Here is a 13,474-nt window from a genome sequence, read left to right on the forward strand (position 1 = left end):
TAGTGTCAAAGAAAAAACAGCAAATACTGGATACTGCCTTGGAGCTGTTCGTCGCCCAAGGCATCAGTGAAACTTCTACCGCCAGTATTGCTAAGACTGCAGGTGTGGCCAATGGAACCTTGTTTCATCATTTCGCCAACAAGGAAATGCTGTGTCATGCCCTGTACGCTGAGCTAAAAATGGCTTTGATCGAAGAAATTCTTCAAGATTTGCCAGAAGACTTAGCGCAGAAAGGTCAACAACTTTGGTTGAGAGCGCTTGAGTGGTTTGTATCCCACCCTGCGGCGCTCAAATACCTTCAGCGCTACTACGTCTGGTATGAGAACCCAGAACAAGACAGTATGGCTATGTTTAGAGAACTCAATCAGTTCTTGTATCGATACTTTGAAGATTGTCAAAAGCAAGGTATTTTGGCCACCCAACCACTCGACTACCTAGCTCTGATGGCACAGAACACCCTGTTTACGACCGCAGACTTTCTGATACGTTATCCACTACAAGATACGCCAGAATTTAGAGCCTCTGCCTGCCAACAAAGCCTAGGTATCGCCATCGCTCGGTAACAGTTCGAGCTAGCTTAGAGCTAGCTCGATTTGTATTCACCTACCCAATCGACCCAGTCTTGAATTTCTGATGGATTACCATTGGATTTAAAAAATCTCGGCACACTTTGAGGGCACTTCATGTCCAGGTTGGTTTGGCACCAAGTGTTAAGTTTGTAGTGGCTGCTATAACCTTCTTGCCAAGCTTTATAAACCTCATCAAGTTTGGCATAAAACTGCTTATCCCCTCGACCGCGCTCAGCTCGCCACGGGTATGACTTGATCGTTTGTTGGCTTTGGTACGCAGCGTTACCGATAGCATGGAGCAATTTACTCAGGGTATCAGTACCAAAATCTTCAATTTGTAACGTCTTAACCTTGTCGATATCGTCCCCAACCAACATGGCTACTCGTTCTAGCAAAAAGTTCATTTCAATTTTGGGGCGCAGTTCATAAGCGATCATATTAAGCCGTTCCCCAATCTCATCAAGCATCTCATCGCGCGTGAACGTGCCCGTTTTGATCGCTTTTTTAAACGCTTTTACGTTATCTGTTTTTTCTGACAGATAACGCTGTAGATCGGGGTACTCATCTAACGAGTTAATATTCTTACTGAAAACTTCCAGCAGTTTATCTTGATCTACCAGTAACTTACCTAAGTCTGATTTCGCTTTACTATCCACTAGACGGCCTTTTTGAAATTATAATTTTGGCCGAGCTTATCATAAAACACGCTCTGATAAGCGCTAATTATTACTAACGATTATTAATGCCCTTTATATTCACTAGTATTGGTTGCCACTCAATAATGCCCCCGAAAAGCAAAGTCGTGCTCAACACTACGGCGTCTATATATAAAAACCGGAAATTACAGCAAGGAGTCGCTGCTAACTTATTGGAGTTACAATGAAAAAAGTTCTACTAGCCACTGCTATTCTTGCAGGTTCAACGTTTGCAACTACAGCCTCTGCAAATATGGATTTCTCTATCTTAGGTGGCTACGATAGCGACAGCTTACTGACATTCGGCGCTGAACTGGGCTACAACGATGTTATCTTTGGCCTGCAATCTTACGGTAGCCAAACGAGCAGCATCGGTGTTGCAGAAGAATCTTACTCTGACTGGGGTCTATACGGTGGTTACCGTCTACCAAACGGTCTTGCGCTAAAAGCAGGCGCAGTATTGAGTGATATTTCGATCACTGGTCAAGAAGGTAAAGTGACCTACAAAGGTGAAGAAACCTTGTTCCGTCCTTTCATTGGTGCTGGTTTTGGCACTGGCAACTGGACATTAAACCTTCACTACGCTCTTGGAGCCGAAACGACTATCAAGCCAAAAGGTAGCGATGGCTCAGTATCTAAAAAAGGTCAACTAGTTAGCTATGAAGGTAACTGGTCCCTAATGGCAGGCTACCGTTTCTAAGCGAGTTAGCACAAATCATCTAATCACTGGTTTGCCATTTTTGCTCGGGAGTATCACTCCCGAGCTTTTTTGTATCTATCACCCGTTCTACTCGATGTTGGTTAAGGTACTCAAATCTAAATAGTGGCTCAGTTGGCTATCGATAAACTCGAGATCAGCAGGGAAAAGATCCTGACGGGGTATTTGCTGCAGGGTGTACCAATAAAACGTCTGTTGTCTTTCAGGGTCAACGGCTTGCGGAGTCTGACCCTCCACCAGTTGGAAGATGGTAAACTCAATATCACCGCCCAACTGGTTCTTGTAACTATGACGTCCCAGTGCAGGTAAGTCGGTCAGTCCAGTCTCTTCAAATAGCTCTCGACTGGCAGCCACTATCGGGAACTCTCCCTCATCGACCGATCCACCAGGAAATTCAAAAACCATCCCTAGAGAATGCCTAAATCGTTTCTGAATAAGCACTTTTCCATCGTGAACGACCACAGCCATTGCAAGATCTGTCATCAACACATTCCTTGAAAAAAAATAGGCTTCATCATCCTAAAGGAAGATAAAGCCCGTTGCACCTCATAAGCGATTAATTAAGTTCTTGTTTTTCTATGACCATCTTATCGAGCAGTCTTAAAAGCTGATTACTTGAGGCTTCCATAGTCTCGACATATTGCACAATTTGATCGCGTAGGTTTTGATCGCTTTCCCACCCCTTATCCAGCAGCCCTATAGCAGCAGTTATAGATTCATGGACGATAGCATGCGGTTGGTCAATTGAAGCAAAGGCACGAGTCGCATTAAAGTGTGCACCTTGTTCACCATAATACCAGTGACCAAAGGAGCAACTATGGGTATCGATGGTGACCGCTTTACGACTGTCCATATCCGTCGGGTCAGAAATCGCACGATACGCAGTTTGCTTAAACACCATCAAATCGGTTTTCACCAAAGCGCCTTCAACTTGGTCTTTGGCAAATGATGCGTAACTGGTGGTTTGTTTGGCAGACTCGAGTAACTGTTCAATATTTTGGTGTACTTGGCCCACCAACTCACTGGCAATATCCGTCGATTGGGTAGACTGGCTAGACAAATCAGTGATGGTTTCCACCCTGCCTGCAAAAGACGCCAAGATAGAACTGATCTCATCGGCAATCTCTTTGGTCCGTTCAGACAAGGCTTTCACTTCATCCGCCACCACCGCAAAGCCGCGCCCCTGTTCACCGGCCCTTGCAGCTTCAATAGAAGCATTAAGCGCAAGCAAGTTGGTTTGGTCTGCGATATCCGTGATATTAGACAGCGCTTTGGTGATCACTTGGCTATCTTGGTTTAGCTGAGTCACCACGCCAGACACCCCTTCAACGTTTTCGCTAATGGTGCTAAGTGAACCCACAATTTGCGCTACAGATTCTCGGCTTTGCTGTGTTGAAGTTGCGTTATCTCTAGCTAGGCGTTCCACTTCGGTAATTTTATCGCTCATCACACTCAAATCGGTTTGACTTGCTTGAAGGTCTTCGATGAGAAAGCGAGTATTTTGGGCGTAAAGACGACCGTTCAATTCGTTTTTCGAAATGTATTCAATGTTCTCTTTCATCGCAGAAAGCGATTCATTGATGTGTTTAAGAGAATGCTTGAGTGAACCGGGAAGCGCCACTGGAAATGTCGGACGCGAGAAATCATTTTTGGCCGCATAGCGAAAACAGCTTTCGACCTCGTTGAAATAGTTCTCCAAAATATCGAGAAACTCATTGAGCTCCCAAGCTACTTTGCCCACTTCCCCTAAACCCTTAGCCTTAGTGATTCGCCCGCTCAAGTAGCCTCGGTTTGCATCAAGCAAGATGTCGTTAATTTTTTCAAGCGTTGTTAGATATTTACTCATGCTACTGCTCACCTTCACCGACGATGCCAGCAAAATGATCGCCACGAAAATCATCGGCCAATCGAGATCATGATCAACCAACGCATGCCAAATCAAGTAAATGGCACAAACAACAGAGACGGCGACGTAAATTTTAAGCTTGGTATGGAGCATCGGGTTGCGACGGTAATGCTTGTCACTCGCGTTCATTTTTGAACTAGGAATATTCACGTTCATCTTGGCTACCCCTTGTTCCCAGCTTCAAATAAGCTAATCACCAAATCTTGATACTCAACATTCAAAGCGTCTAGCTGCTCTTGAAGGTAAGCGAGCGATTGAAGCTCAGCTTCCTTATCAGAGCTAGCACGCTTTTCTATTTCTATCATCTTCTTATAGATTGGCTCGACCGTTTGAATGGCGGATTTAGGAGGACAGCGTCTGACCGATAGGTAGCCGCTAAGTTTGCCATTGGCGTCATATTCGGGGGTAACATTAGCAAACACCCAATAGTAGCGACCATCTTTTCTCAAGTTCTTCACGAACCCAAAGAACTCTTGCTGCTTTTTAATGGTTTGCCACAAGAAGCGATAAACGCCTTTTGGCATATCTGGATGACGGACGATATTGTGGTTCACGTTAAGCAGTTCAGATTCCTTATAGAGAGCAATCTCCATAAAAATCCGATTGGCATAGGTAATATTCCCTTTGAGATCCGTTTTGCTCACGATGAACTCTTCTGGGTTGAGATGTACTTCTTCATCCACTATTTGGATTTTCTTGGTCCCGATCGCTTGCGCCATATTTTTCCCAACTAACTAATATTGGCCCACAACTATGTTATGGAAATAAATACTATTTGTTTCAAATATAGCGCATCCTAGTCGAGTTAGAAGTGGATAGGCAACCAATAATTCGAGCTAATACTTCAATTTTGTAGACTAAGTTCGAGTTTTGAGAGACTTAAGCAAACAGACCACTCTTTCCACCTCCTGAAAACCCAGCACTTTATGCATATCAATGCTTATTTGATTGCTTAAAGTTGTATCACTGGCTAGCTCGTTAAAACCACCCGCTAACGCCCATTGTTCAGCCTGACTCATCAAGCCAACCCCCAAACCTTGGCCACGATATTTTTCGCTTACAAACCAAGCCTCTACATAAGGCACGGCAGACTGACGGCTACCCTCCGCAAAATTTCTAATATTCAACTCGATGAACCCAATCGCGGTGTCCTTTGCATCAACAGCGACAATGACATGCTTGACATCGTGAGAGTGCCCTTTAAAGAATTCTAAAATTTCTTGTTCGTGATTATCTAAAGAATCTGGCCAAAGTTCAGTACGCATTGTTTGCCATTGCTTGGCATCTTGTAAACAAATCTTGCGGAAACTGCACTTCATGTTGCTCTTTTTGTGGCGCTCGCTCATGGCTAAACCTCCTTTCTCTAAGCTCAATTCGACAACAAATGAAGACCACTACTCTTTCCTCTCGAGATTAAATAGAGTAATTAAACTCAAGTCTCAGCAGTCTGTTACCGACACCAACAACATTGATGTAAACATTTCATGACAGTGATAGGTAAAACAATCCCGTCTTTTTTATCGACTTTCCCTCTTAGGATAGGCAATTTACTCCGCATTAAGTCAGGAAGACTCGGGGTTTCTCATGGACAAAGAACACAACTTAAAAGAAAATCTGCTCGCTCTGGTATTAGGCTGTGCGCTGGTATCACTTGGAGTGACTTTCTTTAATCAAATTGGACTGCTGACGGGTGGTACAGCAGGCTTAGCTATTTTTCTTAGTAAAGTAAGCTCATTTTCCTTCGGACAAATATTTTTTGTTTTGAATCTGCCTTTCTATTGGTTATCTGTCACTCGTATGGGATGGCGCTTCACTGTCAATACCTTCGTTGCTGTCGCTCTGGTTTCAGTCGCTGTGGACCATCTACACCACGTGATCCAACTTAGCAATATTCATCCACTTTATGCTGCATTATTGGGTGGCGGGTTGATCGGGACTGGGATGCTGGTGATATTTAGGCATAAGATGAGTTTGGGAGGCTTTAATATTCTCGCTCTTTATCTGCAAGAGAGGTTTGGTATTCGCGCCGGTAAGGTGCAGATGGCACTGGATTGTTCAATTGTAGTGTTGTCACTACTCATCGTTGATGTTTGGCTGATCGCACTATCAATCGCAGGAGCGATAATGACTAACCTTATCTTGGCAATGAATCACAAACCGGGTCGATACCAACCTCTAGCAAATTAGCAGTAATGTCACTAACAGAAAGCCTTAGCTTTGCGTTTGGCTTTCTGTTTTTTCTAACACTTTTAAGTCGAGACTGCGATTGGCTCGCTGATTTTCCACAGACAACTTAAAGCAATCTCTACCATCCGCTTTGGCTGCATACAAGGCAACATCCGCTCGGCCAACCCAAGATTGCAGAGGCTCGCCAATTTTAAAGGTTGCTATACCTGCGCTCACCGTTAGATTCTTAATCGGCCCAAAAGTCGCTTGTTTTATCTTCTGCTGTAATGCAGTCATTGCGCACATGGCCATCTCTGCGTTTGCTTGTGGTAATAGGATGACAAACTCCTCACCACCCCATCGACATACAATATTTTCCTTGCGGGTATATTTAGACAACAGTTTAGCCATTTGCGTCAAAACATCATCACCCACGTCATGTCCGTAGACATCATTAATTTTCTTGAAATGATCAATATCAATTAGAATTAATGAAGTCTGAAGTACATGCCTTTCTGCCACAGACATCTCTTTTTCAGCAAAGCCATTAAACGCTCGACGGTTATAGAGTTCAGTGAGAGGATCTTTAAGCGCAGCATCTTGCAACACACGGTTGTTTTTCTCGAGTTGGCGATTGGAGTTTTCTAACTTGTCGTTAGCATCATTAAGTTCTTGAGTCCGAGTTCTCACCCGTTCTTCTAGCGTATTGGTGTGCTCATTCACTTGATTGATGGTTTCACAAAAAGCTCGAGATAGCTGGCCTATTTCATCATTACTTGCCACAACTTCGATGGGCTTATATCGGTTGTTAACCGAATTTTTAACTTGGCGAGTCAGTTCCACAATCGGGCGCGTCAACTCCTGAGTGAACTTAATCACTAGTATCCAAAACAGAATCATCAAGATTGCCGAAGTCACCAAGATATCTAGGGCAATAGAATAGATATCCTTAAATACTTCTGCCTTCTCTGTGGTAATAAACAAGGTCCAACCTGGCAGCGCTTCGATTTTGGCGAATGTGACTATCTTAGACTTGTCTTTGTTGGTATCGAAATATTCCCCATAGCCAACATCTTGTTCAAACGTTTTCTCACCAATTTCTGAAAAGCCAGGAAAACCGACTTCATCACCACGATGAACGTAAGCGTTCATAATTAACTGTTCAACGGGATGAGAGATCACCATGCCATCTTCCCCGGATAGCCATGCATAACTTCCTTGACGCATTTTGATAGATGAGAGGCGTTGATTTAGGTATTCAATAGAAATCACTGCCGAGATGGCACCCTGCCAACTGCCGTCTTTGCCTAGCAATGGTACCCCTATCGATATTACGGGTTTTCCTTTAAAGCGACCAACGTGAGGAGGAGTGACATTATATTCAGAAGTGCGCCAACGTTGGTCTTTTACAAAATTACGATCAGCGATTGAATGAGCATTACCTTGAAAGTCGATAGCCTTATAGTTCCTATCGACATAAATTGCATTATGAAATGCACCTTTGCCCAACTCCATCACTTTATTGAGCTCGGAAACGATATAGCGCTTTTCACCCTTAGCCACTCGTGCATCATTAGCAATCGCTTTGAGTAGCGACGCATAGCCTTGAATTTCACGACTAACCAATTTAGCGTGAAGTTCAGACAATGCGATCGAATGCTCCAACTCGATATTAAGTACACGGTCTCGCTCGTTTAGGTAGGTGATACCAAGTAGCGATGCGACGAATAAAGAAGTTATTAAAGCAAACAGTGCGATAAGCTTTGTTCTAATACTATACACAGGTTCTCATTGAGGTAGATGACACTGGTATAATCATACGTATGCTTTTGTAACCTTGTTGAATTGTAGTAATTTTTGCAAGGCAGAGCACACTTTTTGTACTCTAATTCAGAAAAACACCGTTCTAAACCCTGTCAAAGAAATTGATGACTGAATTTGGTATGTAATCGTACCATTACTGATAAATTAGCGAATAGTATGTCTTATTGAAGAGAAAACAGGCAGGCACAACGCCTGCCTAGATAGAGGAATTTAAGCGATTGTTTCGTCTAAATCGAACGATGCTTCAAGTAACTTCTTAGTGTACGAGTGTTTCGGTGTGCGGAATATCTCCTCGGCAGTTCCCTGCTCCATCACCTCCCCCCTTTGCATGACCAAAACTCGATCCGACAACGCTTTAACCACGCTGAGATCGTGACTAATAAACAAAAATCCGATTTGACGGCGCTTCTGAATATCTTTGAGCAACTCAATCACTGTTAGCTGTACAGAGCGATCCAACGCCGATGTGGGCTCATCCAGTAAGATAAACGAAGGCTCTAGAATAAGTGCCCTTGCAATGGCAATGCGCTGCCTTTGACCACCAGAGAACTCATGTGGATAGCGATTAATTGAATGGGGATCAAGACGCACTTCCTCTAAAGCCTTCCTCGCCCTCTGCATACGTTCGGTTTTGCTTAGATGCTTGTGGTGAACGGTCAATCCTTCAGTAATAATGTCCCCGACGGTCATACGAGGAGACAAGGAGCCATATGGGTCCTGGAACACCATTTGTATATCTTTTTTTAATGCAAATTTCTGCTTTTCACTTAAGCTATCGAGGTCAGTCCCTCGGAACTTAATTTGGCCAGAAGAAGGTAATAAACCGATCAGTGCTCGTCCTAATGTCGATTTACCTGAACCTGATTCACCTACGATGCCAAGGGTTTCCCCTTGACGTAGATCTAAGCTAATACCTTTAACCGCCTCAAAATATTCAGCTTTGCGGCCCATAAATGGGGGTTTAACCATAAACTTAACTCGGATATCTTGCGCTGAAATCAATGGCTCATCTGTCACAATGTCAGGGTCTTTCGAACCTCGAGGTACCGAATTAATCAACATTTTGGTGTAGTCATGCTTGGGATTCTGGAACAATTGACTGGTTTCACCTGTTTCTACAATATCCCCTTTACACATGACGACCACACGATCGGCAAAATGCTTAACAACCCCTAAATCATGGGTAATAAACAAGATAGCCATGCCCATTTTTTGCTGAATTTCTTTGATGAGGTTAAGTACTTCTCCTTGCACAGTAACATCGAGTGCTGTCGTTGGTTCATCAGCAACCAGAATGTCTGGCTCGTTCATCAATGCCATTGCAATCATGATACGCTGGAGCTGACCCCCGGAGAATTCGTGAGGGTATTTCTTCAAAGCTTTTTCTGGTTCTGGCAAGTGGACCAACTCGAATAGTTCAAGCACACGCGCTGTCGCCTCCTGCTGAGTCACTTTGTTGTGACAAGTTAAGGCTTCAGATACTTGAGGCCCGACTCGCATAAAAGGGTTAAGCGACGTCATTGGTTCTTGAAAGATCATTCCGATTCGATTGCCGCGAAAATTGCACATCTGCTTTTCCGACAAGTTAAGCAAATCTAAATCTTGGAATTTGATTTCTGCATTTTCAGAAACAATAGCGTTATGAGGTAGCAACCTCATTACCGCACTGGTTGATACAGACTTTCCTGAGCCTGATTCCCCAACAATGGCCAACGTCTCTCCCTTGGCTAAACTAAAATTAACGTTTTTTACTGCATCTACTTGGCCATCGTTCGTCGTGAACGAAACCGATAGATTATTAACGGTTAAAAGTGCGGACATGAATGATCCTTCAATCAATTAAGGGTTACTGAAAATTCTGCTGGAGTGTGATTTTTTAACAGATGGAACTGCTGATGCGCACGATGCAAATGTTCTAGCTCAATGCTCCAACTAGCATCACGCTTGGCGTGGCAAAAAGCTGCGATATGGCGAAAAAGAAAGTCGCTATGCTGCTCCAATGCTGACGCAATGGGGTTAATATGATTACTTGGTTCTAGCGACAAGAATTGAAAGAAGCTGTAAGTCTGATTTAGCAGGTCAAAGGCTTCTTGAGTCGAGCCCATTTTATTTAGGATCTCAGACTGATAAATCGCTGAGCTGCGATAGCCGTCGAACATACATAGCAATTTGCAAGGCTTGGCCTCTCCTGACTCTTGCATCGCTTGAATGTGTTCAGGAAATCGAGGCAAAACTAAGTTAAACAAATGATAAGCCTCATTCCAGTAGCCCGCATTGCTCATTTTTTCTGCTTCGATGTACCTCAGCCAACACTGTTCAATATCCATATTTTGCTCCAAGCATTCCATGTTGAAAGCATTTTCATTGAATTTAGTTGATAATGCAAATAGTTATCACTTCGATAAGTAATTCTGACTAATACTTTAGGCTTAGCCAGATATGCAACTAATGTTGAGGATAACTCGAGTATGACACCTAGTTTAAATTTTTATTTCGTTAGCTATTAACGGGTTATCTAGTGCATAAAAAATAAACTTGTCTTGAGTTTGACGTAGTGTGATCCAGCTCCTAAATTTCCTTATTAGTGTCAAACAACAAGAGGTCACCAAAATGAAAAGAGCAAGTGCGTCTTATCGCTTACAAATGATCAAGGAAGTTGCGACGAGGCAGCAACGACTGGCATGTGGTGACCCGATGGCCAGTCACATTCAACACCTTATCGACGAGAAGTCAGAGACAGGGCAAGAAATCGTAGAAAAAACTAGCCGGTTCAATGGACTACATTATGACGAACAAGCGGGTGGCTGGATAAGCGATCGTTGGTAGAGATAAAATTTGCGTTAAATTGAAACGAAAAATCCCGACTTAGAAAAACTAAGTCGGGATTTTACATTTCTCGCTTAATCGATTATTTATTACGATTGCGCAGCTGTTTAATAATCGCCATACGACGCTCTGCAGAGCCTTGATCAGTTGCAGATTGGTTCGGGTTGTTCTGACGACCTCGGCGGTTTTTATATGCAGGTTTACTGTTTAATTTTGCAATATATGCATCGCGAGCTTTGGGCTCATAACCGGTAAGCTCAATGCGGCGAATTCGTTGTTGAATGAGCTGCTCTACCTGAACTACGGTTAACTCTTCTTCACGATTAACGAAAGAAACGGCATGACCTTGTTCGCCCGCTCGACCCGTACGACCAATGCGATGAACATAGTCTTCCGCCAAGAAAGGCATGTCGTAGTTAATTACGTGCGGCAGTCCCGCAATATCGAGGCCACGCGCTGCGACATCCGTCGCCACCATGACTCTTGCTTTGCCCTCTTTAAACTCAGCTAAAGCACGGCGACGAGCACTTTGCGCTTTATCACCATGACAAAGCACCGCTTTAATGCCATCCAGTTTAAGCTCTTTAACCACGTCATTAGCCGTCTCTTTATAGTTCACAAACACCAGCACTTGTTGCCAGTTTTTGCGGCCAATTAGCTCAGATAGAAGCTCTGTCTTGCGCTCTTGATCAACTGGGTAAACAACGTGTGCAATAGTATCTGCGGTAGCATTAGCTGGCGCTACATGAACACGTTTTGGTTTACGCAAAATATCTGAAGCAAGAGAATTTAACTGACTTGATGTAGTTGCGGAGAACATCATGATCTGTGGAGCAGTCTCCACCATAACCATGATCTCTCGTACGGCGTTAATAAAGCCTAGATCTAGGATTCGATCCGCTTCATCAAATACCAAGAACTCAATTTGTGCGATAGATACATTTGATTCTTGAATGTGCTCCATCAAACGGCCAGGCGTCGCGACAAGAACGTCCACACCCTGTTCTAATTGACGAACTTGGCTAGACATTTTGGCACCACCATACACTGCCGCAACCTTAAGTTCAGTATATTTAGTGTACTGCTTGATGTTATCAGCAATCTGCGCCACGAGCTCACGAGTAGGAGCCAGAATTAGTGCTCTTGCTGCCTTAGGTGATGCGCTACGACCTGAATCAAGCAATTGCTGGATCACAGGCAATGAAAACGCCGCAGTTTTACCCGTACCAGTTTGTGCGGTTGCAAGTACGTCGTGACCTTTGCGAGCCAGCGGTATCGCTTTTTGCTGGATTGGGGTCAGTTTTTCATAACCGCACTCGTCTAGCGCTTTAACAACTTCCGGTGCAAAACCTTGTGAATTAAATGACATTTCAGCCTGATCCTAATGAGTCTTTCAAATAGCGGCGTAGTATACCCAAAACAAGCGATCAATTTCACAAATATTTGCCAATTATGACCCTGATTCACACACAGTTTGGTTTTGCTTCGGTTCGCTGGTTAATGTTTCTACTCTGAAGTATAGATAAATCATCCAAACACTGAGCAAGAAACAAATGCCAAACAACCAATTAGAGTTCAACGTGCCGATGATCAAGCCACCAAGAAGTGGTGCCGCAGCGAACCCGAGCGAGGCAAGAGCAGCTGCACCAAAGTAGCTGCCTCTAAGATGGGCTGGTGCAAGTCGGTCTATTTGCACGTTCAACGTCGGGAACGCAATCACCTCACCCAATGCCAACACAAAACAGGCAATGCCCCAGCCCCAAGCGGAATTTTCTGGGGTGAGCATGAATCCGAGTTGAGCCAACCCCATTAAAACCATCCCAATACGAGTACGTTTAAACAGCGGTACTTTTTCCAGCAACTTGAGCATAGGAAACTGGAAAATAATGATGGTCATCGTATTGATAAGCACTAGACCTGCGACCAGTTTGGCAGACTCTTCAATTGAAGAGCGAACGATGACTTGCGGAATCGACGACTCGTACTGCGCATAGACAAACAGCATGATGAAGTTAGCCAGCAGCAAATAGACAAATATCTGATCGTTTTTGATGATGCCGATCGTCGCTCGAAAACTCGGCAGCCCCTCCCCACTCAAGGTTTTATCCTTAGAAGGAATACCAACAAACATCCACAGCGCATAAGCGATATAAACCAAGCCACAGACCAAAAATAGGTTCTGAGGATGCGCCAACGCCAAAGTGATACCAATCAGCGGTCCTATAGCTCCGCCTAAATTAAGAAGAAAATAGCGAATGTTGAGTGCCAACTCACGGTCTTTACTATCGTCTAAGCAATCGCTGATCACCGCTTTAGAAGGCGCTTCAATCATTGGTCGCATCAGTCCTGTCATCATCAGCAAGATAAAAAACTGCCAAATCTGATCTGCAAGTCCGATCCCTGTGTAGGCCAGCGAGGCAATAATACTGCCAAGTACCATTACCGATTTACGGCCGAATTTATCGGATAGGTAACCAGAATAGAGGCCTGTTGTCCCACTAATGAGTGCGGACATAGCCAGCATAGAACCAATGGTTACTTCACTGGCACCATAATCTTGGTACAGGAATACAATCAAGAAAGGCCAAGCCATGAAATAACTCGTGCGGGCGAGTAAGGTACCAATCAGCACAATCCAGACAGGGCGGGTAAATCGCTTCACACGCTGTACTTTAAACAAACTTTCCTGATTTTCCATCTGGCCTCCTTGCTGACATTGATTACTATCAGCCAGTATATATAAACCTAGTTTCATTAACAGAGGTCACAA

13 protein-coding genes and 1 pseudogene are annotated in these 13,474 nt (G+C 43.9%); 4 read left to right on the plus strand and 10 right to left on the minus strand.

The window, feature by feature from the left end; genetic code table 11:
* The first annotated feature begins 2 nt into the window (after window positions 1–2).
* Complete coding sequence (locus J4N39_RS19895; RefSeq protein WP_252024153.1) at window positions 3–563, plus strand: TetR/AcrR family transcriptional regulator; 561 nt, start codon at window positions 3–5, stop codon at window positions 561–563.
* A 20-nt stretch (window positions 564–583) separates the two neighbouring features.
* Here the strand turns inward: J4N39_RS19895 and J4N39_RS19900 are convergent, their stop codons facing one another.
* Window positions 584–1,225, minus strand: coding sequence for a hypothetical protein (locus J4N39_RS19900; RefSeq protein ID WP_252024155.1), 642 nt, complete (start codon window positions 1,223–1,225; stop codon window positions 584–586).
* 223 nt (window positions 1,226–1,448) lie between these two features.
* On the opposite strand from J4N39_RS19900, the gene J4N39_RS19905 reads away from it, so the two are divergent.
* Complete coding sequence (locus J4N39_RS19905) at window positions 1,449–1,964, plus strand: hypothetical protein (RefSeq protein WP_252024157.1); 516 nt, start codon at window positions 1,449–1,451, stop codon at window positions 1,962–1,964.
* Window positions 1,965–2,051: 87 nt separating this feature from the next.
* Here J4N39_RS19905 and J4N39_RS19910 read toward each other — a convergent pair whose 3' ends face one another.
* The 4 genes and pseudogenes from J4N39_RS19910 to J4N39_RS19925 all read right to left on the minus strand — a co-directional run bounded on the left by J4N39_RS19910 (window position 2,052) and on the right by J4N39_RS19925 (window position 5,234).
* The gene (locus J4N39_RS19910; RefSeq protein WP_252024159.1) at window positions 2,052–2,465 is read right to left on the minus strand and encodes an NUDIX hydrolase; all 414 of its coding nucleotides are present in this window, start codon (window positions 2,463–2,465) and stop codon (window positions 2,052–2,054) included.
* Window positions 2,466–2,538: 73 nt separating this feature from the next.
* Window positions 2,539–3,255 (minus strand): annotated as a pseudogene (locus J4N39_RS23080) (methyl-accepting chemotaxis protein); the annotation flags it as partial.
* A 794-nt stretch (window positions 3,256–4,049) separates the two neighbouring features.
* Entirely contained in the window at window positions 4,050–4,607 is a 558-nt protein-coding gene (locus J4N39_RS19920; RefSeq protein ID WP_252024163.1) for a PAS domain-containing protein, read from the minus strand.
* A gap of 138 nt (window positions 4,608–4,745) precedes the next feature.
* Window positions 4,746–5,234, minus strand: a complete 489-nt coding sequence (locus J4N39_RS19925) for a GNAT family N-acetyltransferase (protein ID WP_252024165.1) — start codon at window positions 5,232–5,234, stop codon at window positions 4,746–4,748.
* Between the two features lie 238 nt (window positions 5,235–5,472).
* Here J4N39_RS19925 and J4N39_RS19930 point away from each other — a divergent pair, with 238 nt between their 5' ends.
* Window positions 5,473–6,075: a DUF6198 family protein gene (locus tag J4N39_RS19930; RefSeq protein WP_252024167.1), complete on the plus strand. Its 603-nt coding sequence runs from the start codon at window positions 5,473–5,475 to the stop codon at window positions 6,073–6,075.
* Between the two features lie 24 nt (window positions 6,076–6,099).
* Here J4N39_RS19930 and J4N39_RS19935 read toward each other — a convergent pair whose 3' ends face one another.
* The 3 genes from J4N39_RS19935 to J4N39_RS19945 form a co-directional block, all read right to left on the minus strand.
* Window positions 6,100–7,836: a sensor domain-containing diguanylate cyclase gene (locus J4N39_RS19935; RefSeq protein WP_252024169.1), complete on the minus strand. Its 1,737-nt coding sequence runs from the start codon at window positions 7,834–7,836 to the stop codon at window positions 6,100–6,102.
* A gap of 252 nt (window positions 7,837–8,088) precedes the next feature.
* The gene (locus J4N39_RS19940) at window positions 8,089–9,699 is read right to left on the minus strand and encodes an ABC transporter ATP-binding protein (protein WP_252024171.1); all 1,611 of its coding nucleotides are present in this window, start codon (window positions 9,697–9,699) and stop codon (window positions 8,089–8,091) included.
* A 14-nt stretch (window positions 9,700–9,713) separates the two neighbouring features.
* Entirely contained in the window at window positions 9,714–10,205 is a 492-nt protein-coding gene (locus J4N39_RS19945; protein ID WP_252024173.1) for a hypothetical protein, read from the minus strand.
* A 283-nt stretch (window positions 10,206–10,488) separates the two neighbouring features.
* Here J4N39_RS19945 and J4N39_RS19950 point away from each other — a divergent pair, with 283 nt between their 5' ends.
* Entirely contained in the window at window positions 10,489–10,704 is a 216-nt protein-coding gene (locus J4N39_RS19950; protein ID WP_252024175.1) for a hypothetical protein, read from the plus strand.
* An 82-nt stretch (window positions 10,705–10,786) separates the two neighbouring features.
* Here J4N39_RS19950 and J4N39_RS19955 read toward each other — a convergent pair whose 3' ends face one another.
* Together J4N39_RS19955 and J4N39_RS19960 are read right to left on the minus strand one after the other, a co-directional pair.
* Entirely contained in the window at window positions 10,787–12,073 is a 1,287-nt protein-coding gene (locus J4N39_RS19955) for a DEAD/DEAH box helicase (protein ID WP_252024177.1), read from the minus strand.
* 81 nt (window positions 12,074–12,154) lie between these two features.
* The gene (locus J4N39_RS19960) at window positions 12,155–13,402 is read right to left on the minus strand and encodes an MDR family MFS transporter (RefSeq protein ID WP_252024179.1); all 1,248 of its coding nucleotides are present in this window, start codon (window positions 13,400–13,402) and stop codon (window positions 12,155–12,157) included.
* Between the last annotated feature and the right edge of the window lie 72 nt (window positions 13,403–13,474).

The sequence above is a fragment of the Vibrio sp. SCSIO 43136 genome (genome assembly GCF_023716565.1).
Lineage (GTDB): Bacteria > Pseudomonadota > Gammaproteobacteria > Enterobacterales > Vibrionaceae > Vibrio.

What these genes read in the sequence shown, in the direction of transcription:
- J4N39_RS19955 (WP_252024177.1), bottom strand. Translation starts at nt 12,073, where the DNA reads ATGTCATTTAATTCACAAGGTTTTGCACCGGAAGTTGTTAAAGCGCTA.
- J4N39_RS19940 (WP_252024171.1), bottom strand. Translation starts at nt 9,699, where the DNA reads ATGTCCGCACTTTTAACCGTTAATAATCTATCGGTTTCGTTCACGACG.
- J4N39_RS19925 (WP_252024165.1), bottom strand. Translation starts at nt 5,234, where the DNA reads ATGAGCGAGCGCCACAAAAAGAGCAACATGAAGTGCAGTTTCCGCAAG.
- J4N39_RS19910 (WP_252024159.1), bottom strand. Translation starts at nt 2,465, where the DNA reads ATGACAGATCTTGCAATGGCTGTGGTCGTTCACGATGGAAAAGTGCTT.
- J4N39_RS19945 (WP_252024173.1), bottom strand. Translation starts at nt 10,205, where the DNA reads ATGGATATTGAACAGTGTTGGCTGAGGTACATCGAAGCAGAAAAAATG.
- J4N39_RS19960 (WP_252024179.1), bottom strand. Translation starts at nt 13,402, where the DNA reads ATGGAAAATCAGGAAAGTTTGTTTAAAGTACAGCGTGTGAAGCGATTT.
- J4N39_RS19920 (WP_252024163.1), bottom strand. Translation starts at nt 4,607, where the DNA reads ATGGCGCAAGCGATCGGGACCAAGAAAATCCAAATAGTGGATGAAGAA.
- J4N39_RS19950 (WP_252024175.1), top strand. Translation starts at nt 10,489, where the DNA reads ATGAAAAGAGCAAGTGCGTCTTATCGCTTACAAATGATCAAGGAAGTT.
- J4N39_RS19905 (WP_252024157.1), top strand. Translation starts at nt 1,449, where the DNA reads ATGAAAAAAGTTCTACTAGCCACTGCTATTCTTGCAGGTTCAACGTTT.
- J4N39_RS19930 (WP_252024167.1), top strand. Translation starts at nt 5,473, where the DNA reads ATGGACAAAGAACACAACTTAAAAGAAAATCTGCTCGCTCTGGTATTA.